This is a genomic window from Halalkalibacter urbisdiaboli (assembly GCF_002156385.1).
Classification (GTDB): domain Bacteria; phylum Bacillota; class Bacilli; order Bacillales; family Bacillaceae_D; genus Halalkalibacter_A; species Halalkalibacter_A urbisdiaboli.
Genome location: NZ_MVJM01000007.1, coordinates 37,525 through 61,023, shown reverse-complemented (window position 1 = coordinate 61,023; position 23,499 = coordinate 37,525). Strand labels below are relative to the sequence as shown.

The window sequence follows — 23,499 nt, the reverse complement described above, 5'->3', positions numbered from 1 at the left end:
ATGGAGGCGTCGGTGGGATACTACCCTGACTGTGCTGACATTCTAACCTCGAACCGTGATCCGGTTCAGGGACAGTGTCAGGTGGGCAGTTTGACTGGGGCGGTCGCCTCCTAAACAGTAACGGAGGCGCCCAAAGGTTCCCTCAGAATGGTTGGAAATCATTCGTAGAGTGCAAAGGCAAAAGGGAGCTTGACTGCGAGACCTACAAGTCGAGCAGGGACGAAAGTCGGGCTTAGTGATCCGGTGGTTCCGCATGGAAGGGCCATCGCTCAACGGATAAAAGCTACCCTGGGGATAACAGGCTTATCTCCCCCAAGAGTCCACATCGACGGGGAGGTTTGGCACCTCGATGTCGGCTCATCGCATCCTGGGGCTGAAGTAGGTCCCAAGGGTTGGGCTGTTCGCCCATTAAAGCGGTACGCGAGCTGGGTTCAGAACGTCGTGAGACAGTTCGGTCCCTATCCGTCGCGGGCGTAGGAAATTTGAGAGGAGCTGTCCTTAGTACGAGAGGACCGGGATGGACACACCGCTGGTGTACCAGTTGTTCCGCCAGGAGCATCGCTGGGTAGCTACGTGTGGACGGGATAAGTGCTGAAAGCATCTAAGCATGAAGCCCCCCTCAAGATGAGATTTCCCATGGAGATAATCCAGTAAGACCCCTCAGAGATGATGAGGTTGATAGGTCTGGTGTGGAAGCGTGGCGACACGTGGAGCTGACAGATACTAATCGGTCGAGGACTTATCCAATAACATTCTTGACATAGGTCACACTCAGATTGTGACTTGTTTACACATTATCTAGTTTTGAGAGAATCATCTCAACATTCTTAGTTTGACAAAGAAAACCAAGAAGTTCGAGGAAGCAAGTGACTGAGGAATGGAGCGTACACCCGTACGTGACATGACCGAAAATCACGCAGCTGACGAAGAAATTCGCCGGTTATCTGAAGTCAAAAAGTTTGGTGGCGATAGCGAAGAGGTCACACCCGTTCCCATGCCGAACACGGTCGTTAAGCTCTTTTGCGCCGATGGTAGTTGGGGGATTCCCCCTGCGAGAGTAGGACGTTGCCAGGCAGATAAAGTACAATCCATTGGATTGTACTTTTTTATTTGTATAAGAATTACGCACGTAGGCGCACGAGCTGATAAAGACATCATGTCCCCTACCTAGAAGGAGGGATTTGTAAGGAGGTAGACGTATTTATCATCACTTTTTACGATTTATCATCGTTTTTTAAGAGTTATCATCATTTTTTTGGGAAGTATCATCATTTTTTCGGTTTTATCATCATTCCTTGGAAATCTCAGCTAAGTAACCTCGTTGAAGGAGTAGTGTTCATCTTAAAAGCCGAGGGAGTTTCCGTGAATGGTAAAACGAATCGTACAAAAGAATAGTGGTGCAAGGACGTTGCTAGGCCATCAAGCATAAGCGAAGGGGATTATGTTTTTTTGTTGTATACGTAGTTAAATTTTCAAGAGGCCCTGAACTTTCGACAGCAATATGGGGGATATTTTTTCAACAATAGTAACGATGGATATTGATGCTATATGTGTTAAGCTTTGAGATGTAATCGCTATTATCGTTTAAAGAAATTATTTAACTAACAAGTGCTTTCATACACTGTGGAATAAATATTCATTTTTTAGTAGCTGTTTTATTTACCTTTGGGTTTCTGATAAACTAAAAGAGCTGACATTATTTAGTTGGGGGTTTTGATATGAGAAAATTAATTTACTACTAATAACAAAGATTGCTATTGGTGTTTAATAAATCTTAAATGATAGTAGTCTTTGCTAATCTCTTATTTACTTATAAGGAGGAGCAAAGATAAATATGCGATATTTAAAAGCCGAAAAGGTGTTACCTGATAACCTTTTAAAATTAGTACAGGATTATATAGATGGTGAATTTCTTTAGGGAACGGAACGAAAAAAAATCTTCAAATTCGAAATCAAGAAATATTTGTTCAATATGCTGCTGGGAAGTCAATGTCAGAATTGGCAGTAAGTTATTGTCTTTCTAAAAAAAGCATTGAAAGAATTGTCTATGTTCAAAAGAACGTTAACATTTAAATTTATTTGTTTAAGGTGATTAATTTCTCTGAAATTAGTCACCTTTTATTCCCTAAAAAACAATTAATAACCATTTTTGCGGTATCTTTTACTGTATTAGTGTTCTACAATTAATATACATAAAGACCATACAAACATCGGGAGGAACAGCAATGAAAGAGTTAAAATATATAAAAGACTATAAAAATGACGATAAGCTTAGACAAAGCTTCAATAAACTTGCTACGTTGATATTTGGTATAAATTTTGAAGATTGGTATCAAAGAGGATTCTGGAATAACTATTATATTCCTTTTTCTTACATTGATGGAGATAAAGTTGTGGCAAATGTTTCAGTAAATATTCTAGATTTAGTTGTTAATGGTGAGAAATATAATGCGTTACAGATCGGAACAGTTATGACACATCCAGATTATCGAAAGAGAGGACTTTCTTCTAGTTTATTGAACAAAGTAATAGATGAATATGAAAACAAGTACGATTTTATGTACTTATTTGCTAATCAAACTGTTTTAGATTTCTACCCTAAGTTTGGTTTTAAATCAGTTAGCGAAAATCAATTTTCAATGGACTTTACATTGGATAAGTCGGATGTAAACGGTATTCGTAAACTCAAATGTTTTAATAGCGAGGATGCTAAGTTGATTTATAACTTCGCAACCGAAAGATTACCTGTTTCCAATTTATTTTCAACACTAAATACCCAAGGAATTTTAATGTTCTACTGTATGTATGTTTTTAGCAATGATATTTACTATCTAGAGCGTGAGGATGTTATCGTAATTTATAGGAAGAAAGATAAACAAATTGATATTTTTGATATTATATCTAAAAAAGAAATTGATATTAATGTTATTCTTTCAAAAATTGCTGATGGAGGTACTAATAAAATAGTCTATCATTTTACTCCAGACTATGAAGGTATGAAAACAGTAAGTAATGTATTTAATGGCACGGATGTATTGTTCGTAAAAGCAAGTGGTAACAATCATTTTCCAAGACAATTTAAACATCCCCTAACGTCACAAGCATAAAATGAGTAGTGGAAGTTCCCGGCTGCATAAATTGGTATATGGATAATGACGATGAATGTTTGGGGTTATTAAGACAAAGGGATTATAATCGAATCCTTTTGAATGGCTGTTTTCATATAGATTGTTGCTATTTTGACCAAACTCCTATTAGGTGCTAAAATCCTGCCATAGGAGGGGTTTCAGGATGTGGGAAGACGTTTATACCGATTTCATGGATTTACCCAAACAAGAACAACAAAAGCTGTTTAACCTTATAAAAGAAGACTTCTTCTCTGATGAGGATGAAGATATGAAAGATGCGTTTACATTCATTAGAGAGAAACGCTTCAACGAAGGGCTAGGTTGTGTTCATTGTGGTAGTGTAAAGGTGAAACGAAACGGCAAATACAGAGACAGACAAAGGTATCCTTTATCGTGGCTGTGGCAAGTCTTTCAACGACCTTACAAACACCCCTATATCGGGAACTCGCTATCTTGGGAAGTGGTCTACCTTCTTTCATTTAATGGTTGAGGCATATACATTGCCGAGAATTGCTGAAAGGATGGGTATCCATCTCTCTACTGCATTCTACTGGCGACACAAGGTACTTTTCGCCCTTCTTCATTAGGATTTCAAACCTTAAAAGGTATCGTTGAAAGTGACGAGACCTTCTTTAAGGAGTCTTTAAAGGGCGTGAAGTGGTTGAGAGAAAGCCTAAAAAACGTGGTGGGAATGATAAGAAGAGAGGGATAAGTAACCTCAAAATCGCTGTTGTGGTAGTACAAGACCGCAATGGACAAGTTATTGCTAAAAAACAGGTACTGGTCGTGTAAGAGCAGAAGAAATTGATGCGGTCATTGGGAATTATATAGACCCATCTTCTTGGTTATGCACAGATACGGCTACAAACTATAAGAAGTTTTCTCTTATCAAGGAGCTTAAACACGAGACGATTCACCTAAGCAAAGAGGGATATGTCAAAAAAGGTATATACCATCTTCAACATGTAAACAGTTACCGTAAGCGATTGAAGGACTGGATGCAACGGTTCCAAGGCGCGGCAACAAAATATTTGGACAACTACCTCTATTGGTTTAACTTTCTTCAACAGAGCAAGAAAATGGCGACCAAAGAACGAGTAAACCAAATGCTTTTAAGTGCGTGTCAGAAATCCAATTTGATTACGGTCAAATTTTTGCGTGAGGTCTAAAAACAGCCACTCCCCAAAGGAAGCGGCTGCACTCGTTATTCAACTAACACATGAGTTTGAGTGTAATCTTTCACAAAATGATTTTATGAACTCTTTTTATACTTGTTCATAGTGGCTAGTACACTTAACAATTTATTGGATTTCTTATGATAAAAATAAACAATAAGAAAATATAATATGGCAATGAGAATAGTGCTAATACGGAATTCCCACAATGTGTACGTTGAATATTTTTCAATATAGAAGCTCGCATCAATAATTGAGGTAAACAATAAACCACAAAAAATGAAAAGACCTAATACATACAACACCATTTCCGTATTAGCTTTTTTCGGTCCATTGTTGGTTCCTATTTTGTGAAACCTATCATCTTCGTTCGTGGCAGCGACTAGATTTTTAACGTTTTCGGTCTCGTAATCAACAACGTTGTAGGAAGAAAAATATTTGTTTACAACATAGAAAGCCCCAAAAAGTAACCAAAGAAAAACAAGACCACTGGCTATTGCTAATGGAACGTCATCTCCAATTCCCTTAACTGAATTCAAATCTGAAAAAAATGTTCCACCTATTAAACCGCCAAATCCGTTGAAGTAACATAATACAGCTATTAAGCCGTAGAACGCTGTTAAATAGCTTAAAAGTAATACACCTTTTTTATAAGAACCCATACGCCCTCCTTAAAATAACTTATTTATTTTAATTTTAACACAAATTGTAAATTATTGGGATTGTTTAACCCGATATCATTCTAAGCTGCCTCGTTAGTTGAAGAAGAAATCGACATCTAATGGCACCATAAAATAGTAAATAAACCCCATTAGCAATAATCTTTACGAAAACAGCCTTTTGAATTTAAGCTTGTGAAGACTTACAATTTCCCAATAGATTTGGGAGGTAGATATGAAGAAATTTGCTTATTTCTTAAGGACGATAATGGCATTGTCCGTGGCGGTATCCTTAGTGAAATATGTTGGAATTGGTTAGAGATACATACTTTTATGATAGATGAGGATATAAGAAAATCGGGATATGGAACTAAATTATTATTAGAACTAGAGAAAGTAGCTTTAGAAAAAGAATGTGACTTCATAAAAGTAGATACATTGAGTTTTCAAGCATTGGATTTCTGTGAAAAGAATGGTTATCAAGTGTTCAGGAGTATAGATAATGTAGGTAGAGATTTTAAGCATTATTATTTAAAAAAGGAATCAAAGAATTTTCTTACATCATCGATGCTTTATATCAAAAAATGGTATTCTTTTTATAAAAAAAAACCAACATTTTGATCAATCTTTTTTTCAAAGTGTTGGTTTTCTTTTGGAATTGTATAAGGGATGAAGGGCGCTTATTGCTCAAACTTTATTGCTACTCGGAAAGTTTGTCCTTAAAAGGAACAAACTTAATATAAATGCAGTTAATATTTAAATACATGTTGTCCAATCACAACGCTTGTCTTTCTTGAATCTAACCACCGATTTGTTGCTATCTTCGGGTTGTAAAAGAATAATGAATTCTGCGTTATGTTTCTCATGTCTGATAATGCGGCATACACTGCCTTGATGGACTCTTTATCAGCAGGTTTATTGATTTGTCCATTTGCAACCGGTTGAAATTGACCTCGTTCATAAATAACTTTTTTTATTGTATTCGGAAATTGAGGGCTTTCTACTCTATTTAAAACAACATCAGCTACGGCGACTTTTCCTTCGAAAGGTTCTGCTTGGGCTTCGGCTCTTACGATTCTAGCTAATAAATCTATGTCCTCTTTCGAAAAACTTATATGTTTTGAACTGCTAACTTCTAAATCTGGTTCAGGGGAGTTGTTTGTGTTATGTGTATGTATATGCTGACCGACAAAAATAAGATCGAGATTCTTAATCTGTGGGTTAGCCTTTGCTAATTCATCTATTGTTAAGCCGTGCTCTCGTGCGATTTTCGTCATGGTATCACCTTTTTCAACTGTATAAGCAAACGTAGGTGTCGTAAAAATTAGAGTTGCGATTAATAATGTTAGGAAAAAAATTAGTTTTTTCATAGCATGTCCTCCTAGTGAATCTTGTTTATTGAGCTCTTATCTCACTCTATTCCTATGAAAGAATCAAAAAGAATAGTATTACAAAATGGTTACAATAGATTACAAAGTCTGGTTACGAAGTTGTAACTGGACTTTGGATACGAATAGGACATGATATTTGCAAAGTCTAACTAAAGGCAATAGACATGTTTATGTAATGAGGGCCAAAAAAGGAGTAGGGCTCATTCTAGAGAATGTAGGAAAAAACGTTTTATACCTCGTTGAAATATTCAGAAAAGTGATATAATACAAATAAATGATATAATCTAATGAATAGAGGGGTAATTCTTATGACAGAACGAATTGAAGAAAAGGGCTATTTCGGCGAATTTGGTGGTAGTTTCGTACCCGACTCCTTAAAAAAAGTATTAGGTATTCTTGATGAAAATTTTGAAAAATTTAAGAATGAGCCTGAATTTGTAGATGAATTTAATTATTATATGAAAGAGTATATTGGTCGCGAGAATCCGTTAACATTTGCAGAAAATTTAACAAAGCAGGTTGGCGGAGCGAAAATTTATTTGAAGCGAGAAGATTTAAACCATACAGGCGCTCATAAAATCAATAATGCAATTGGCCAGATTTTGTTAGCAAAGCGTATGGGAGCAACTCGAATTATTGCAGAGACTGGTGCCGGGCAGCATGGGGTTGCGACTGCAACTGCATGTGCAATCGTTGGAGGGATGGATTGTACCATTTACATGGGGAAACTAGATACAGAAAGACAAGCTTTAAATGTGTTTCGAATGGAGCTGCTAGGTGCAAAGGTCGTTCCTGTTGAAAAGGGACAAGGTAGATTAAAGGATGCAGTGGACGAGGCATTAAATGACTTAGTTGCTAACTATGAACATACGTTCTATCTCTTAGGTTCAGCTGTAGGGCCACATCCGTTTCCTACAATGGTGAAGCATTTCCAATCGATTATTAGTGAAGAGTCAAAGCGGCAAATCCTCGAAAAAGAAGGAAGGCTTCCAAAAGCAGTTGTCGCAGTTGCAGGTGGAGGCAGTAACGCGATTGGTTCATTTGCTCATTATATTGACGAGGATTCTGTTCGCTTAATTGGTGTTGAACCGGCAGAGGCTCCATCTTTAACAAAGGGAGTGCCAGCAGTCATCCATGGATTTAAATGTTTGACCCTCTTAGATGAAAATGGAGAGCCGCAACCAACCTACTCAATTGCAGCGGGACTTGACTACCCCGGAATTGGACCGGAGCATAGTCACCTTAAAACAATAAATCGTGCAGAGTATGTTACGATAACAGGGCAAGAAGCGTTAGAAGCTTTTCAAATTCTTTCTAAAGTCGAAGGAATAATCCCTGCACTAGAAAGTGCACATGCGATTGCCTATGCAATGAAGTTAGCTAAAGAACTTGATCCAGAAGATTCTATCATTGTTAACCTTTCCGGAAGAGGGGATAAGGACGTAGACCAAGTATTTAAAATGTTGCAATCGTAATAAGTGTCATTTTGTGGTTCCTGTCTCCCAGTGCTTTTAAAGTGGTGGGGGGAGGAATCTTTTTTGTAGCTACAACAATTGAAGGAGTAAATCTAGGAGAAGTGAATGATAAAATTGTAGGGCAGTTACTCGTCAAGATAATGAAGTTTCATATAGTGTCTGCTCCCTTGATAAAAAGACACTCATACATTGTTTTTAACTTCATAATATAAATCCTCGAAATCAGACCATCGTATTTTTCGTTTTAAATACGCTCGAAAGGAAGAGCATCTTTTTTCCTGAGGGTTATTGTAAAGGGAGGAGATAAAGATTTGCAAACGTGCTTGAATCATAAAATAATAACGATCCGTTGAGCTTAATACAGGATTTCAGTGACTTTAACCTTCTGTCCTGTAATATCTTTAAACTCAATCTTCTTGTATAACACACGTTCAGCCTCTTTTAACACTTTTTAAAAATATTATAACCAATCCACCTAGAGTGAGTCTAAATATTAATCATTCTAAGTTAAAAAAACCAGATTCGTATTTTCGAATCTGGTTCGTTTTCGATTAAGCAAGTCTCACCTTGAAATCTTGATAGCCAAATTCACGCACGATACGATAATCTCCATCCTTTTCTTTCAAGGCGATAGCTGGTAAGGGCATACCGTTAAACGTCGTGTTTTTCACCATTGTATAGATTGCCATATCACCAAACACTAATCGTTCTCCGTTTTTTAACGGCTGATCAAACGAGTATTCTCCAATAACATCACCGGCAAGACACGTTTGCCCCCCAAGTCGATACGTATATGGCTTTTCATTTGCTTCGCCTGATCCTAGAAGAGGAGGGCGGTAAGGCATTTCTAATACATCTGGCATATGGCAGGTTGCAGAAGTGTCAAGGATTGCAATCTCCATGCCGTTTTCAAGCGTATCAAGAACCGTCGTAACTAAGTAGCCAGCATTAAGGGCAATCGCTTCTCCTGGCTCAAGATAGACTTTTAAATTGTACTTATCTTGCATTCGCTTAATACATTTTTCTAATAATGGAATGTTATAATCTTCTCTCGTAATGTGATGACCACCGCCAAAGTTAATCCATTCCATTTGTGATAGCCAAGGGCCAAACTTTTCTTCAACTGCATGAAGCGTTGTTTCTAAATCGTCAGAGTTTTGCTGGCAAAGAGTGTGGAAATGGAATCCCGACACACCATCAAGCAGCTCTGGACGGAAATTCTTAATTGTTACACCAAAACGGGAACCAGGTGAGCATGGATCATAGATCGCATGCCCAACCTGTGTGGAGCATTCAGGATTGATGCGCAGACCAATCTTTTTTCCCGCTTGAAGCACTTTGTCTTTAAACTTTTCAACCTGTGAAAAGGAGTTAAAGATTACGTGATCAGAGTAGGTGATAATTTCATCAATTTCATCCTCACGGTAGGCAGGGGCAAAGCAATGATTTTCCTTGCCCATTTCCTCATATCCGAGGCGTGCTTCATATAATCCACTTGAGGCTGTCCCACTTAAATATTTGGAGATAAGTGGATACATTGCGGACATTGAAAAGGCCTTTTGTGCGAGTAAGATTTTCGCACCTGTCCGTTCCATGACTCCATTTAAGGTTTTTAAATTCTTCTCTAACAGGCTTTCATCTACTACATAACAAGGTGTTGGTAATTCTTCAAACCGCATCTTAACGCACAGTCTCCGGTTCTTTGACAGGCTCGCTATCAACAAGCTCTGGATCGAAGCTTTCTTGCCATGGCAGACCCCATTTGTTTAATGCTTCCATGAATGGATCTGGATCGAATTCCTCGATGTTGTATACACCTGGTTTGTTCCACTGACCCGTCATGACCATCATCGCACCAATCATCGCGGGAACACCCGTTGTATAAGAAACGGCTTGTGAGCCAACTTCTTTATAGCACTCTTGGTGGTCACATACGTTGTAAACATAGTATGTTTTTTCCTTGCCATCCTTTTTCCCTCTGAAAATACAACCAATGTTTGTTTTTCCTACTGTACGAGGGCCAAGTGAAGCTGGATCAGGCAGTAATGCTTTTAAGAATTGAAGTGGAACAATTTGTTGTCCCTCATATTCAATCGGCTCAATTGAAGTTAAGCCAACATTTTCAAGACATTTTAAATGAGTGAGGTAGCTTTGACCGAATGTCATAAAGAAACGAATTCGCTTAATACCAGGAATATTAACAGCAAGAGATTCAAGTTCTTCATGATACAACAAATACATATCTCTTTCCCCAACTTCAGGGAAGTTATAAACACGTTTAATTTCCATTGGATCCGTTTCGATCCATTTCCCGTTCTCCCAGTAACGTCCGTTTGCAGATACTTCACGGATATTAATCTCAGGATTGAAATTCGTCGCAAAAGGATAGCCGTGATCGCCTGCATTGCAGTCAAGAATGTCAATATATTCAATTTCATCAAAGTGATGCTTTAGGGCATGGGCAGAAAATACACCTGTCACACCAGGATCAAAGCCACTGCCTAATAGAGCAGTAATCCCAGCTTTTTCAAAACGCTCGCGGTAGTCCCACTGCCATTTATATTCAAATTTCGCCGTATCTTCCGGCTCGTAATTCGCTGTATCCATATAATGTGTTTTTGTTGCTAGGCAAGCATCCATAATCGTTAAATCTTGATATGGTAAAGCTAAGTTCATTACGATATCTGGTTTAACTTCTTCAATTAACGCAATAAGCTCATCCACATTATCCGCATCCACTTGGGCAGTCGTAATTTTTGTTTTCCCGCCATCAAGTTTCGCTTTTAAATCATCACATTTTGATTTTGTACGGCTAGCGATACAAATCTCTTCAAATACATCACTGTTCTGTACACATTTGTGGATGGCAACCGATGCCACACCACCACAACCAATAATAAGCGCTTTTCCCATAGTATCTATACCCCCAACTAAAATATTTTGCAACATGCGTGAGAAGTCCGAACAACCTCAATTAGCACAAGCTTACCCGCTGAGAATGTCTTAAGCAAAATAAACGGCTTAAAAGACGACAACAAAAAAACAAGTGCAAAACGCATATCGCGCACAACACTTGTTAAGATCAATTATCAATATTAAAAAGACAAAGTAATTCCAAGACCATTTAATATATAACTACATCACAAATAGTCTGGAAATTTATGATAGAAAGCTCTTTAATATTAACTATATCTTAATAGGATCAGAGTCTATATAGCAAATAATTACTTCTTAGCACTCTTATTGACCGTTTCACAAGTTGTGTGCAAATGCACTGGTTGTAAAGTAACCAACTTATAAAATTTGAGCTTTTAACTCAATCAATAAGGCAACAAAGTTGCCAGTCGGCATTTGACCCAGCTGTCCGTATGGCTTTAACTTACATAAGTAAGTGGTCAAAATTATCTGCTTGGAAAGACCTGATGCTGTAAATTTTAGCTTTCCAAATTAATGCTTCTCTAGATTAACAACATCTTATTAAAATATCAAGAGATTATAAAAAAAAAACTAAGAAATTTCGACAAGAAGTTTCAGTACCTAACCAGAAGTGCTTTAAAGCTGTACAGTGGCGTGAGTCAGGCACCTATTATAAAATGTTAAATAAAGAGGTGATCTGCAAATGTCGGCAAAAATAAACTTTAACCAACTAATCGAGGAACTAGAAATACAAATGGAAGAGGGCCGTTCATTTTTTCATCTGAAAACAGGTGATATTGTAAATGTTTTTACGGAGGATTTACGTGCTGCTGAAGATGATGAACCATACGAGCATTTACCAGAGTGGCAACAGGAGATAAGGGAAACTGCCATTGATATTATCGAGAATAAGGATGATTATATAGAATTACCAGCAAAAGAGGATATCGATGAATATGAAATCATAGAAGAGTTTTGTCTTTCTATGAACGATGCACGTAAACAAGACATCTTACTAAGAGCCATAAGGGGAAAGGGTGCCTTTAGAAGGTTTAAGGATACAATTGCGGAATTTACGATTGAAGACCAGTGGTATGCTTTTCGTACAGAGAGACTGAAAGAGATTGCGATTAAGTGGTGCCAATTTAATGGAATAGAATATTTTGATAAAAACTGAAGACCACAGATCCCAAACGTAAAAGTATCTTCATTAAACAAGAAATAATATGCAAAGGAAAAGATTCAATAAGAGCTATTTCCTATTAAAGGGTTTGGAAAAATGAACGATGCATCTAGGGGAGACTGTGAAATAATAACATTTGATGGTCAGTATCGAATGAATTTTGACGTGAAGGAAATGTATAATGAGGATATTGTTTAGGAGGACAAGGGAAGTATGTGAGTATCGATTGCAACGGTATTTTGAGCGAAGAGGGTAATGTATTAGATAATTGACAACAACGTATGAAAAAAATAAGATAAGAATAAGATAAAAAGACCGCTGATGCTGGAACATCAACGGTCAATGTAATAGAACTGCCCTATAAAGGGGCGGCAAATGATGGGATAAAATAATCCACCTAGCCGGCAAAAGCTTAAGGGTGGATTATTTTCTGTCTAGAAACGACAGCAAGGCAATGACAAACGTTCCGAAAAGCAGCATCAATTTGAGTGTTTCGAATACTGTCATTTGGCATCACCCCCTTTCTTACGGGGATGCGCCGCCACCCTTAAGTAACCATATTCTATTACATTGGTATTATAGCAGAATCTTCAATGGATAAGAATGTTTGTTCGTGTATTTTCGATAGATTCATTTATTTCTTTTTAAGGCCAATGCGATGTCATCAAAAAATTCGTTTCTACCGTGAAACTAGTTTTTTGTGGTAAAACGACATCCAGAATATTAAATGAGGCCCATTCCTCTATTCAAGGAAACTTTTATAATAATCGGTATTATTATTTCTTAATTGATTTGTTGGAACATAGAGATGAGTTGCTTCGTTTCCATTACGAAAGAAACTTATTATAAATCTGAAAAAAACCTTGGTTACTATCGTGTGTTTAACAAAAGTTGGTTTGGCACCTCCTGTTATCCACTAACGAGGGCGTGAGTGGAACAACTCTATTCCTGTATCAGACGCATTTCTGTTATAGTAACGTGTCTTTCTATATGAAAGGTTGTACTCTTCCACAATCAGGCTCGTTTATAACATTGAAATTAAACAATTTTATTATCACTGATAATTAGCTTGATATTTTATGTAAAAACAACCGCCGTCCATAAACAGACGGCGGTTTATACTTTTTAATTACCTGTTAGTTGAGATTTCTTAAGCTTAAGGTCGAAACGATCTGCATTCATGACTTTAACCCAAGCTGCGATAAAGTCTTTCACAAATTTCCCTTTGTTATCGTCTTGAGCATAAACTTCTGCAATAGCACGTAGAACAGAGTTTGAACCGAAAACTAGGTCAACTCTCGTTGCTGTATGCACAAGCTCACCTGTTTTGCGATTGTGTCCTTCATATACAGTCCCGTCCACAGGCTTCCACTCAACGCCCATGTCAAGTAAATTAATAAAGAAGTCGTTAGAGAGTGTACCAACACGATCCGTAAATACACCGTGTAGGGTACCACCGTAGTTTGTTCCTAGAACACGCAAACCGCCAATTAGCGCAGTCATTTCTGGTGCAGTTAGGCCAAGTAGTTGTGCCTTATCAACTAGGAGCTCTTCTGCACTCACACTATACTGCTTCTTCTGATAGTTGCGGAAACCATCAGCGATAGGTTCTAGCACCTCAAAGCCTTCTACATCGGTTTGCTCTTGAGTTGCGTCGCCACGCCCAGGAGCAAACGGAACCGTTACATCAAAGCCTGCATCTTGAGCAGCTCTTTCTACTGCAGCACTACCACCAAGGACAATTAAATCAGCGATGCTGACTTTCTTATCTAGTTGTTTTTGAATGCCTTCTAGCACAGTAAGTACTTTAGAAAGTTGTTCCGGTTGATTCACTTCCCAATCCTTCTGTGGAGCAAGACGGATACGGGCACCATTTGCGCCACCACGATTATCTGAGCCACGGAACGTACTAGCTGAAGCCCACGCAGTTGTTACGAGCTCGCTGACTGTAAGTCCTGAGTTAAGGATCTTTTCTTTAAGCTCTGCTACTTCTTCATCTGTTAATTCATAATCAACAGATGGTACAGGGTCTTGCCAGATTAGATCTTCTGCTGGAACTTCTGGGCCTAAATATCTTGCACGAGGACCCATGTCACGGTGAAGCAGTTTGAACCATGCACGAGCAAATGCATCTACAAACTCTTCTGGATTCTCATGGTAACGACGAGAAATCTTTTCATAGTCTGGATCCATTCGCAAGGCCATATCTGCTGTAGTCATCATCGTTGGAACACGAACAGATGAATCTTCGGCATCTGGTGCAAGATCCTTCTCAACAGGATCGACAGGCTTCCACTGATGTGCACCGGCAGGGCTCTTTGTAAGCTCCCATTCATATCCAAAAAGCAGGTCAAAGAAACCATTATCCCACTGTGTCGGATTCGCTGTCCAAGCACCTTCAACCCCGCTTGTAATTGTGTCACGCCCTTTTCCGCTACCGTGTTTGCTTAGCCATCCTAAGCCTTGTGCTTCAAGAGGAGCAGCTTCTGGATCTGGACCAACAAGAGCCGCATCTCCTGCACCGTGTGCCTTACCAAACGTATGGCCACCAGCCACTAGTGCAACCGTTTCTTCATCGTTCATTCCCATACGTGCAAAGGTTTCGCGAATGTCGCGAGCACTTGCTAATGGATCAGGATTTCCGTTTGGACCTTCTGGGTTAACATAGATGAGACCCATCTGTACCGCAGCAAGTGGATTCTCAAGCTCACGATCGCCTGTGTAACGGTTATCACCTAGCCATTCCGTTTCAGTACCCCAATAAATGTCTTCTTCTGGATGCCAAACGTCTTCGCGTCCTCCTCCAAAACCAAATGTCTTACCGCCCATTGATTCGATTGCAGCATTTCCTGCTAGTACGAGTAAGTCGGCCCAAGAGATCTTGTTGCCATACTTTTGCTTAATCGGCCATAGCAGTCGACGGGCTTTATCAAGGTTGCCGTTATCAGGCCAGCTGTTAAGTGGAGCAAAACGCTGTGTGCCTGATCCAGCACCACCACGCCCGTCACCTGTACGATACGTACCTGCGGAGTGCCAAGCCATACGAATAAAGAGTGGACCATAATGACCGTAGTCAGCAGGCCACCAATCTTGACTGTTTGTCATTAAATCATAAAGATCCTGTTTAAGAGCTTGGTAGTCTAATGTTTTAAATTCTTCTGCATAATCAAATTCTTCTCCCATAGGGTTCGTTTTTCTATCATGCTGGTGAAGAATGTTTAAGTTGAGCTGGTTTGGCCACCAGTCTTTATTTGTCGTACCACTAGATTTTGGACTAGTAGCAGCGCCGTGCATAACTGGGCACTTTCCAATGTTTGAATTGTCGTTAGATTGCATTATTATTTCTCCCTTCAAAGTAAAATATAGCAAATAATTATGCCAATAAGTTATTAAAACTTGTAACTAAATGACATTAATTATTCTCTTAGAATTATTATAATAAACTATTTATTAAAAAGAAAGAATAAATGTTTAAAACTTACGAAAAATATTAAATAAATTATGAAGATAAGGAGAGTAAGACAGGAGAAGGAATGGTACCTAAGGCAAGCCAAGGCCTTACATTAAAACGAAAACTCCCTATTAAATCAAAAGAATAGTAGAAGAAAGTCGATTTGGAAAAAGAGAAGAAGAGCATGTCCTACTCTTTACATATGATGTGAAGAGTAGATTTATGTTATCAATGAAGAGGTCTTTTTTAGGGTGAATTGATAAATGATAAATGTATAAAATCCTAAACAATTAAACAAAAGGACTCATTTAATAGAAAAAAATGTACAGGTATCAATAAATGTGGAAATCTTATTCTTTCTTTTTGAGACAACTTAATCATAAAAACTAAGAAAAAATGTCGGGGGCGTGTCAAAAGGGTAGGCTTTTACCATTTTACACGACCCCGACGCAATGAAAGCCTTATGAGGAGTGGTTTTATCCTCATAAAGGCGAGTAGCGAACGGAGTCATTACCCTTACTTCATTAATTATTGAGATATATACGGAATACGATTTTTGTAGTTTAAGCTATATTTAATAAACAAAATTACGAAAGTTTCACAAATATATAAACGATAGCCTTTTACATGTGATATAATGGTAAAGGTTATGAAAAATGACGATTAAGTTGATTGTTATTAGAAATATCGTTTTAAATTTTACGTAGGTATGCTAGTCTAGTTATATCTAAAATTTCTAACAAAGCTTCACTTTTTACATACATTATTTTAGCTATTATAGGAGGAAAATTACATGAGTCTTGATGTGAAAACTGCCATTCAAGGTGGCAAAACTGTACTTGGGATTGAACTAGGTTCAACCCGGATTAAAGCCGTTCTTATTGGAGAGGATCATGCACCAATTGCATCTGGTAGCCATGACTGGGAAAATCGCTTTGAGAACAATGTCTGGACCTATAGCGTCGAAGATATTTGGAAGGGTATACAAGATAGTTATCAAAAGATGGCTAGCGATGTGAAAGAACAATATGGAGTAACTCTACAGACAGTAGGTGCCATCGGTTTCAGTGCGATGATGCATGGCTATATGATATTCGACAAAGATGGAGAGCTTCTCGTTCCTTTCCGTACATGGCGTAATAATATTACCGAACAGGCTTCGAAAGAACTGACAGGTTTGTTTAACTACCACATTCCGCAAAGATGGAGTATCGCTCACCTGTATCAAGCTGTCTTAAATCAGGAAGAGCATATTGCTAATATTTCTTTCCAGACTACTCTAGCTGGCTATGTTCATTGGAAATTGACAGGAGAGAAGGTTCTTGGAGTTGGGGAAGCATCTGGTGTATTCCCAATTGACTTGAATACGAAAAACTATAATCAATCGATGATCAATCAATTTAATGAATTGATTGGACCTAAGAATTTACCGTGGAAACTTGAAGATATTCTGCCTAATGTTTTAGGAGCGGGTGAAAGCGCCGGTGTCCTTACTGAAGAAGGGGCAAAACTTCTTGACGTTACTGGAGAATTACAGGCTGGCATTCCGCTTTGTCCTCCTGAAGGTGATGCAGGAACAGGTATGGTCGCAACAAACAGTGTAGCGAAGCGTACTGGTAATGTATCTGCTGGAACGTCTGTATTTGCGATGGTTGTTCTTGAGAAGGAACTGTCTAAAGTCTATTCTGAAATTGACCTTGTGACGACGCCGACTGGTAACCTAGTAGCGATGGCTCATTCTAATAATTGTTCTTCAGACTTGAATGCATGGGTTGGATTGTTTGCTGAATATTCAAAAGCGATGGGTATGGACGTTGACATGAATCAGTTGTATGGAACGCTTTACAATCTGGCGCTTCAAGGAGATCCAGATGCTGGCGGTCTATTGGCTTACGGCTATCTTTCTGGTGAACATATTACTCACTTTGAAGAAGGTCGTCCATTGTTTGTTCGTTCATCTGATAGCAATTTCAATCTTCCTAACTTCATGCGTGTGCATTTATTTACAGCATTAGGTGCGTTGAAAATCGGAATGGATATCTTGCTTAAACAAGAGGAAGTTAAACTGGATGAAATCTTAGGTCACGGTGGTTTGTTTAAGACGAAAGGTGTTGGACAAAGCATCATGGCTGGTGCTCTTAATGTACCTGTGTCTGTAATGGAAACAGCAGGAGAAGGTGGCGCATGGGGGATCGCGTTGCTTGCTTCTTACATGATTAACAAAGGCGATAATGAAACACTAGAAGAGTATTTAAACCAAAACGTCTTTGCTGGAAAAGAAGGCGATACGATGTCTCCTGATCCTAAGGATGTAGAGGGCTTTGAGCAATTTATGGAACGTTATACGAAGGGACTTGCAATCGAAAGAGCGGCGATTGACAATCTTAAGTAAATAATTCGGTATTTGTAACGCGATGGGGGATGGATCTCCTGTCGCGTTTTTTTATTTAACACTAGCAAGGGAGTAGGTAACAAGATAATGAAAGAACATACAAAATCTTTTTTGAACTGAAAGGTTATATCGTTTGGGTGTAAAAATGAGGTTTAGACTGGAAATGATAAAACAGCGCCTTACAAACTTCCGATTTGTAGGCGCTGTTGCGTTTAACGATATAAATCTCTAAAAGTATGATGCTCTTTTACGAAATTCCTTCTTTACGGATTTTCGCATATTCAGCTGTTGCAGTATAAAGGACATCTGATGATGAATTCAGCGCCGTTTCACAAGAGTCTTGTAACACACCGATGATGAAACCGACCGCAACGACTTGCATAGCAATTTCATTTGGAATTCCGAATAGACTGCTTGCTAAAGGAATGAGTAAAAGCGAACCACCGGCAACACCTGATGCTCCACAAGCAGATACAGCTGCAAGAACACAGAGAATAAGTGCCGTACCGATATCGACCTGAATGCCGAGTGTGTTAACGGCTGCAAGCGTTAAGACCGAAATCGTAACTGCTGCACCTGCCATATTAATCGTGGCGCCCAATGGAATCGATACTGAATACGTATCCTTATCTAAATCTAGCTTTTCACATAAACGCATGTTGACTGGAATGTTGGCTGCTGAGCTACGAGTAAAGAAGGCTGTAATCCCACTTTCTCTTAAACATTTAAAGACAAGTGGATATGGATTTTGACGAATCGTCATATAGACGATCATTGGATTAATGATAAGAGCGATAAATAACATACATCCAATTAATACGAATAGTAAAATTCCGTAATCAAGCAACGCTGAAAGGCCATTTGAGACAATCGCGTCAAAGACTAGACCCATAATCCCGATCGGCGCTAAATGGATCACCCATTTCACGATTTTGGAAATCGCATCAGAAAAGCTAGCAAGCGTGTTTTTCGTTGTATCAGGCGCATGTCTTAGTGCTATGCCAAGTAGGATCGCCCATGCGAGAATCCCAATATAGTTGGCATTTAAGAGTGCATGGATCGGGTTATCAACAACGTTAAACAGCAATGTCTGAAGGACTTCGACAATCCCACTAGGAGGAGTCAGGCCTTCTGCGCCTGTCACAAGGGATAAACGTACTGGAAACAGAAAACTAGTAACAACGGCGACCAATCCGGCTAAAAATGTACTTACACCATACAGAATAATAATCGTTTTCATGTTTGTTTTCTGGCCACTTCGATGTTTAGAGATGGCATGCATTACTAAGAAGAAAACCAGTATTGGAGCAACTGCTTTCAAAGCTCCAACAAATAAAGAACCGAAAATGGTCACCCATTTTGCTGCATCAGGAATGGTCACAGCTAAAAGAATACCAATAACAATCCCTACAAGTATTCGTTTTACTAGGCTGATTTGATTCCATTTGTGGAATAGATTTTTCATTACTTCCCTCCGAATTTTGGTAATACTATCATAATATAAGAATACGTAAAGCGATTCTGTGATTTAAGACACAATTGCTAGTTTAACACGAAAGTTGTCGATTGTGAATGAAGGGGAAGTAATGAGAGCTATTATATGAAAATATTTAAATGATATGAAAATTCAGCCTTTTCATCGAGTTTTGATTGGAGCAACATTATAGAAAAAAATGACCTGTGTTCGATACAGAAATCATCTTTTAAACTGATAGAAAGGGACAGCAAATCCTTTTGGGAAATAAAGCGAAAACTGCAACAAAATTACGGAGAAAACCCTCTACTAACATGAAGTCTCCGGCTATCAACGCTATGAATGTCCAGTCACATCCAATGCCAATAGGTAAAATTAGGTTTGCTTGTTTCTACTAAAAGCACGTGTATAGTATGCTATAATTCAGTTTGGTAGAAAACCATTCATACTAGTGGTGCTGAATAAAGCAGGTGAACACATGAAGAAACATCGTACGACATATCGATGTCCGGTAACTTTGACGAATAAGGCGAAGGACAAGATGCGGGAACTCGGGCTTGATGGGGACTCGTTTTTTTCTTTGGAGACATCGCTTCACGTTTATATAGAAAAGTATCCACAAACGGTGGAGCGCCCTCTTTCAGTCGCATTATTTATTGACAATAAGAAGAATGTGAGAATGTCCGATACATACAGTGAGCTTGTAGTCATTCTGCACTGTGTAGTGGAAAAGGACCGATTCATTACGACGAATGTAACGACGAGAACGGCGCAAGCAGCAGTTCAAACAAATTGGCGACGAGCGGTGGATATCACGTTTGATATGAATGTACAGCGGGGAGGGATGGTCCCGATTGAGTTGTTGAACGTGATTCACGACATGCCAGTTGCACAGGAAAGTTCACTTTATGTGAAAAAGCGTATAGCGAGTTGGGAAGGTTATTTGAACATTCAAGAGCGTTCTGCGGATATCCCAGACATGACCTCTCGTTATTCAGGACTTTCGTTCAATGGTGATTTCAGTCGGATGACGATTACCGGCTGCCAATTGCGTGATAAGGAATGGAAATCACTTAAAGATTTGAGCGTGAAACTCAAAGGGATTGACCAGGATGTTGGGAAGGTGCTAAAAGCGAATCGTTCTGCTCAATCAGTTGAAGTGGAGTTGCACGGGTATATGGAGGAACGGGCCCGGCAGCAGCAATTCGACATGAAGCAAAAAGAAGTTATCTTCAGTAATTTTGCGGCATTGAGTCAGGTGAAAAGATTGCGGCAAGGGTTTAAGCATTTAGAAAACGGATTGGCTGCAAATCCTGATCTTGAGCGGCTTTTATTTGAAAATAAGCCACCAGTTCGAGCGTCGAAAAACGAAGCCTTACTTCGGTTTCACAATCGCTTGAACGAGTTCCAGCAAGAAGCGGTCAGAGGCGCGATATCGGCTGAAGATTTATACGTCATTCAAGGGCCGCCTGGAACCGGAAAAACAACCGTCATTTCTGAAATTTGCTTGCAAAATGCGCGGGCAGGACTGCGGACATTGGTTGCTTCGCAGTCCAATTTGGCGGTCGACAATGCTCTTGGACGATTGCTGGAGAATAAAGACATTCGCATTCTTCGCGTCGGGCGTACGGAAAGCATTGAAGAAGAAGGCAAAAGATTCATTGAAGAAAATGTCGGTCAGTATTGGAAAGAGCATACGTTAAAAGAAGTCTTTGCTCATGATGAAGCTCGTAAAAAACGAAAAATAGAAATCGAAGCGGAATGGGCAGTGAATGAACGGGAGCAAGAGCAGCTAGAGCCGGTGCTTGCACGGGTAGAGGCGGAGCTTGAAGCGAAACAGAATGCAGAAAAACGATTTAGCGACATTGAGACAATAATTCATGAGCAAAAACAGACTGTCGATGTTACCGAGCAGGAGAAGCAAAAGGCTAAGCAACACGTCGAGGAACTCGGAGAATCTCTTCGTTCATTGCTTTTATCGATTGAAGAAGATGAAATCTTTCTTCGTAGCGGGCCGGATACTGACGCAATTCAAAAAGAGTGGGATGCTAACGAACAAGTTATACAGCAATTGCGGCACAGCATTGCGTGTCATGAGCTAGAAAGCAAGATAAATGATAGAAAACAAACGATCGAGCATACGACTGCCGAACGTAAAAAATGGGTAGAGGCAACCAAGCATATGGATGCTTTAATCGCAAAAATAACAGCCGTCAAACAAATCGACGGCTTGAGATGGATCATCCTTGAACAAAATTTGGAACGACCTCAACAAGTTCAGGAATTAATCGACAAGCTAGAGGACATTCGTGGAGCTATAAACCAGCTGGAAAAATTAAAAGAGTATAATGATAAACTAACTAACGCAATTTCATATATTGAATCGCTTTTAGTGAAGAATCGCGTATCATTTGAGCAACTGCGTCAAATGAATCGGTCAGCCGTTTATACAGCTGAGGAAATTGATCAATATCTAACTGAACTTAGAAGCAAATTAGCAAGAAGACCAAACATCTACCCAAAGATGCTAGTTGAATCTCTCAAAGGCTTATATAGTAGGAGACTCTTTATATGGCAAAAAAGAGAACGACTAGAGTCGTTTGACACGTATAAAAAAGTGGCGCAGGAAGCATTTCAGCTGTTGAAGCAAGAAATGATAAAACAACTTGAGCATAAGCAGCATGAAAACAAACAATCGCATCAAAAGTGGCTGCGGATGCTGGAAGAGCAGAGCAGTGAGCTTCACGCTCTTCAAAGCGAGTATAAGCAAATCACGGCATCAGTAGAACTGATTCCAAACGCAACAGAATTACTCGTTCAAAAAGAAGCAAAAGCTCTTGAACTGCAGCAAAAGAAAGAACAGTATGACAAAGTAAAGCTGCGCGTTGAAATAAATAGCGAAAAACGTGAGACAGAAACGATTCAGCTGCAGGAACAGGAACAGAAACTCGACCAAAATCAGGTTCGATTAACCGAGTTGTATCACATGATTAAGCAACTGGAAGAAGAACAGACATCTTTAAAGGAGATTCTGTCTATGCAACCGGAACTAGAACATGAACAGTTATTAAAGCAACTCGCGAGTTTGTCATTTAATCGGGAGTCATTAAAGCAGGAACAGCAGAAACTCCCGTTGTTCCAGTCCATCCAAGGGAAGTGGCTTTCGTTGCTTGAAGAAGCAAATGACCATGACCTAGATGAAATTCGCAAGCTTTATGTAAAGCATGCGAACGTGATCGGAACGACATGTGTGGCATCGGCACGAAAAGATTTTATCGACAATTACCCTGTTTTTGATGTCGTGATTATTGATGAAGTATCAAAAGCAACCCCGCCTGAGCTACTGTTACCGATGTTGAAAGGGAAAAAAATCATTTTAGTTGGTGACCATCACCAGCTGCCACCTCTTTTAGGAAACGATACGCTAGAAGAGACGCTGCAGGAAATGGCGGACAAAAGCGAAGACTTTGAAGGCAAAGCGGAATTAAAAAAGCTGTTAAAAGAATCATTGTTTGAACGATTGTATAAAAACTTGCCGAAAAGCAATAAAACGATGCTTGCGCTTCAGTATCGGATGCATGAAAACATTATGGCAACAATTGCGCCGTTTTATGAGCAGGAAAACGAACGGCTTCAATGTGGCCTGACCGATTCCGATTCGGTACGGGACCATTTGTTAGAGTCAGCACGTATTCAGCGTGACGATCATTTAGTATGGCTGGATATGCCGAATGAGCCCGCATTTTTTGAAGAAAGAATGAAAGGCGGAAAAAGCCTGTATAACCCAGCTGAATTGAGTGAGATTGGTGGCTTGCTTAAGGAAATGAACGAAGCGGCAGAACAGGCGAAGCAAGCCGGAAGAATGAAAGCAGACGAGAAAAAAAGCATTGGCGTGATCAGTTTCTACGGGGAACAAGTAAAAAGAATCGACCGCATGATTCATCAAGAGCTATCTCTGTGCCACTTGGCGATTCGCACGGGGACAGTGGACAAGTTTCAAGGGATGGAAATGGACATTATCCTATTAAGTATGGTGCGCAATCATGATCATAAGCACGACGATATTGGCTTTGCCAAAGACTACCGCCGGCTAAATGTTGCCCTATCGAGAGCGAAAGAGCTGCTCGTTTTAATAGGAAGCACAAAGATGTTTACAGAACGGACAAGGCACGCCGATACGAAACGCATGTATACGCACGTATTAGAAACTGTAAAAAAACAACAAGGGCTGCGAATGCTTGAAGAGGTGAAGTAA

At 39.3% G+C, this 23,499-nt stretch carries 13 protein-coding genes, 1 rRNA gene, 2 pseudogenes and 3 other annotated features; of the genes and pseudogenes, 8 read left to right on the top strand and 8 right to left on the bottom strand.

Features of this window, described 5'->3' with window-relative positions; translation table 11 throughout:
* The first annotated feature begins 105 nt into the window (after positions 1 to 105).
* Positions 106 to 274 (top strand) — a sequence feature (23S ribosomal RNA rRNA prediction is too short).
* A 19-nt stretch (positions 275 to 293) separates the two neighbouring features.
* Positions 294 to 453: a sequence feature (23S ribosomal RNA rRNA prediction is too short), on the top strand.
* 19 nt (positions 454 to 472) lie between these two features.
* Positions 473 to 735, top strand: a sequence feature (23S ribosomal RNA rRNA prediction is too short).
* A gap of 223 nt (positions 736 to 958) precedes the next feature.
* The 3 genes and pseudogenes from rrf (at position 959) to B1R93_RS21770 (ending at position 4,297) form a co-directional block, all read left to right on the top strand.
* A 5S ribosomal RNA gene (gene rrf, locus B1R93_RS21785) occupies positions 959 to 1,074 on the top strand.
* 1,151 nt (positions 1,075 to 2,225) lie between these two features.
* Entirely contained in the window at positions 2,226 to 3,107 is an 882-nt protein-coding gene (locus B1R93_RS21775; protein ID WP_088106014.1) for a GNAT family N-acetyltransferase, read from the top strand.
* Between the two features lie 184 nt (positions 3,108 to 3,291).
* Positions 3,292 to 4,297: pseudogene (locus B1R93_RS21770) on the top strand (IS1595 family transposase).
* An 83-nt stretch (positions 4,298 to 4,380) separates the two neighbouring features.
* Here B1R93_RS21770 and B1R93_RS21765 read toward each other — a convergent pair.
* Positions 4,381 to 4,965, bottom strand: a complete 585-nt coding sequence (locus B1R93_RS21765; protein WP_088106013.1) for a hypothetical protein — start codon at positions 4,963 to 4,965, stop codon at positions 4,381 to 4,383.
* Positions 4,966 to 5,157: 192 nt separating this feature from the next.
* Between B1R93_RS21765 and B1R93_RS21760 the strand changes: the two genes are divergently transcribed.
* Positions 5,158 to 5,583 carry a GNAT family N-acetyltransferase gene (locus B1R93_RS21760; RefSeq protein ID WP_088106012.1) on the top strand — a complete coding sequence of 142 codons (426 nt, stop codon included), beginning with the start codon at positions 5,158 to 5,160 and terminating at the stop codon, positions 5,581 to 5,583.
* Positions 5,584 to 5,711: 128 nt separating this feature from the next.
* On the opposite strand, the gene B1R93_RS21755 is transcribed toward B1R93_RS21760, so the two are convergent.
* Positions 5,712 to 6,332, bottom strand: a complete 621-nt coding sequence (locus tag B1R93_RS21755) for a cell wall hydrolase (protein ID WP_088106011.1) — start codon at positions 6,330 to 6,332, stop codon at positions 5,712 to 5,714.
* 329 nt (positions 6,333 to 6,661) lie between these two features.
* On the opposite strand from B1R93_RS21755, the gene trpB reads away from it, so the two are divergent.
* The gene (gene trpB, locus B1R93_RS21750) at positions 6,662 to 7,828 is read left to right on the top strand and encodes a tryptophan synthase subunit beta (protein ID WP_088106010.1); all 1,167 of its coding nucleotides are present in this window, start codon (positions 6,662 to 6,664) and stop codon (positions 7,826 to 7,828) included.
* 182 nt (positions 7,829 to 8,010) lie between these two features.
* Here trpB and B1R93_RS21745 read toward each other — a convergent pair.
* The 3 genes and pseudogenes from B1R93_RS21745 to B1R93_RS21735 all read right to left on the bottom strand — a co-directional run bounded on the left by B1R93_RS21745 (position 8,011) and on the right by B1R93_RS21735 (position 10,741).
* A pseudogene (locus B1R93_RS21745) lies at positions 8,011 to 8,255 on the bottom strand (DUF2535 family protein).
* 124 nt (positions 8,256 to 8,379) lie between these two features.
* Positions 8,380 to 9,507, bottom strand: a complete 1,128-nt coding sequence (nspC, locus tag B1R93_RS21740; RefSeq protein WP_088106009.1) for a carboxynorspermidine decarboxylase — start codon at positions 9,505 to 9,507, stop codon at positions 8,380 to 8,382.
* 1 nt (position 9,508) lies between these two features.
* Positions 9,509 to 10,741 carry a saccharopine dehydrogenase family protein gene (locus B1R93_RS21735; RefSeq protein WP_088106008.1) on the bottom strand — a complete coding sequence of 411 codons (1,233 nt, stop codon included), beginning with the start codon at positions 10,739 to 10,741 and terminating at the stop codon, positions 9,509 to 9,511.
* Between the two features lie 706 nt (positions 10,742 to 11,447).
* Here B1R93_RS21735 and B1R93_RS21730 point away from each other — a divergent pair.
* Complete coding sequence (locus B1R93_RS21730) at positions 11,448 to 11,921, top strand: UPF0158 family protein (RefSeq protein WP_088106007.1); 474 nt, start codon at positions 11,448 to 11,450, stop codon at positions 11,919 to 11,921.
* A gap of 429 nt (positions 11,922 to 12,350) precedes the next feature.
* Here the strand turns inward: B1R93_RS21730 and B1R93_RS24005 are convergent, their stop codons facing one another.
* Complete coding sequence (locus tag B1R93_RS24005; protein WP_133058700.1) at positions 12,351 to 12,434, bottom strand: putative holin-like toxin; 84 nt, start codon at positions 12,432 to 12,434, stop codon at positions 12,351 to 12,353.
* A gap of 618 nt (positions 12,435 to 13,052) precedes the next feature.
* Complete coding sequence (katG, locus tag B1R93_RS21725; RefSeq protein ID WP_088106006.1) at positions 13,053 to 15,263, bottom strand: catalase/peroxidase HPI; 2,211 nt, start codon at positions 15,261 to 15,263, stop codon at positions 13,053 to 13,055.
* 908 nt (positions 15,264 to 16,171) lie between these two features.
* Between katG and B1R93_RS21720 the strand changes: the two genes are divergently transcribed.
* Positions 16,172 to 17,770, top strand: a complete 1,599-nt coding sequence (locus B1R93_RS21720; RefSeq protein ID WP_088106005.1) for a xylulokinase — start codon at positions 16,172 to 16,174, stop codon at positions 17,768 to 17,770.
* A 247-nt stretch (positions 17,771 to 18,017) separates the two neighbouring features.
* Here the strand turns inward: B1R93_RS21720 and sstT are convergent, their stop codons facing one another.
* Complete coding sequence (gene sstT / locus B1R93_RS21715) at positions 18,018 to 19,235, bottom strand: serine/threonine transporter SstT (RefSeq protein WP_088106004.1); 1,218 nt, start codon at positions 19,233 to 19,235, stop codon at positions 18,018 to 18,020.
* A gap of 487 nt (positions 19,236 to 19,722) precedes the next feature.
* Between sstT and B1R93_RS21710 the strand changes: the two genes are divergently transcribed.
* Positions 19,723 to 23,499, top strand: coding sequence for a DEAD/DEAH box helicase (locus tag B1R93_RS21710; RefSeq protein ID WP_088106003.1), 3,777 nt, complete (start codon positions 19,723 to 19,725; stop codon positions 23,497 to 23,499).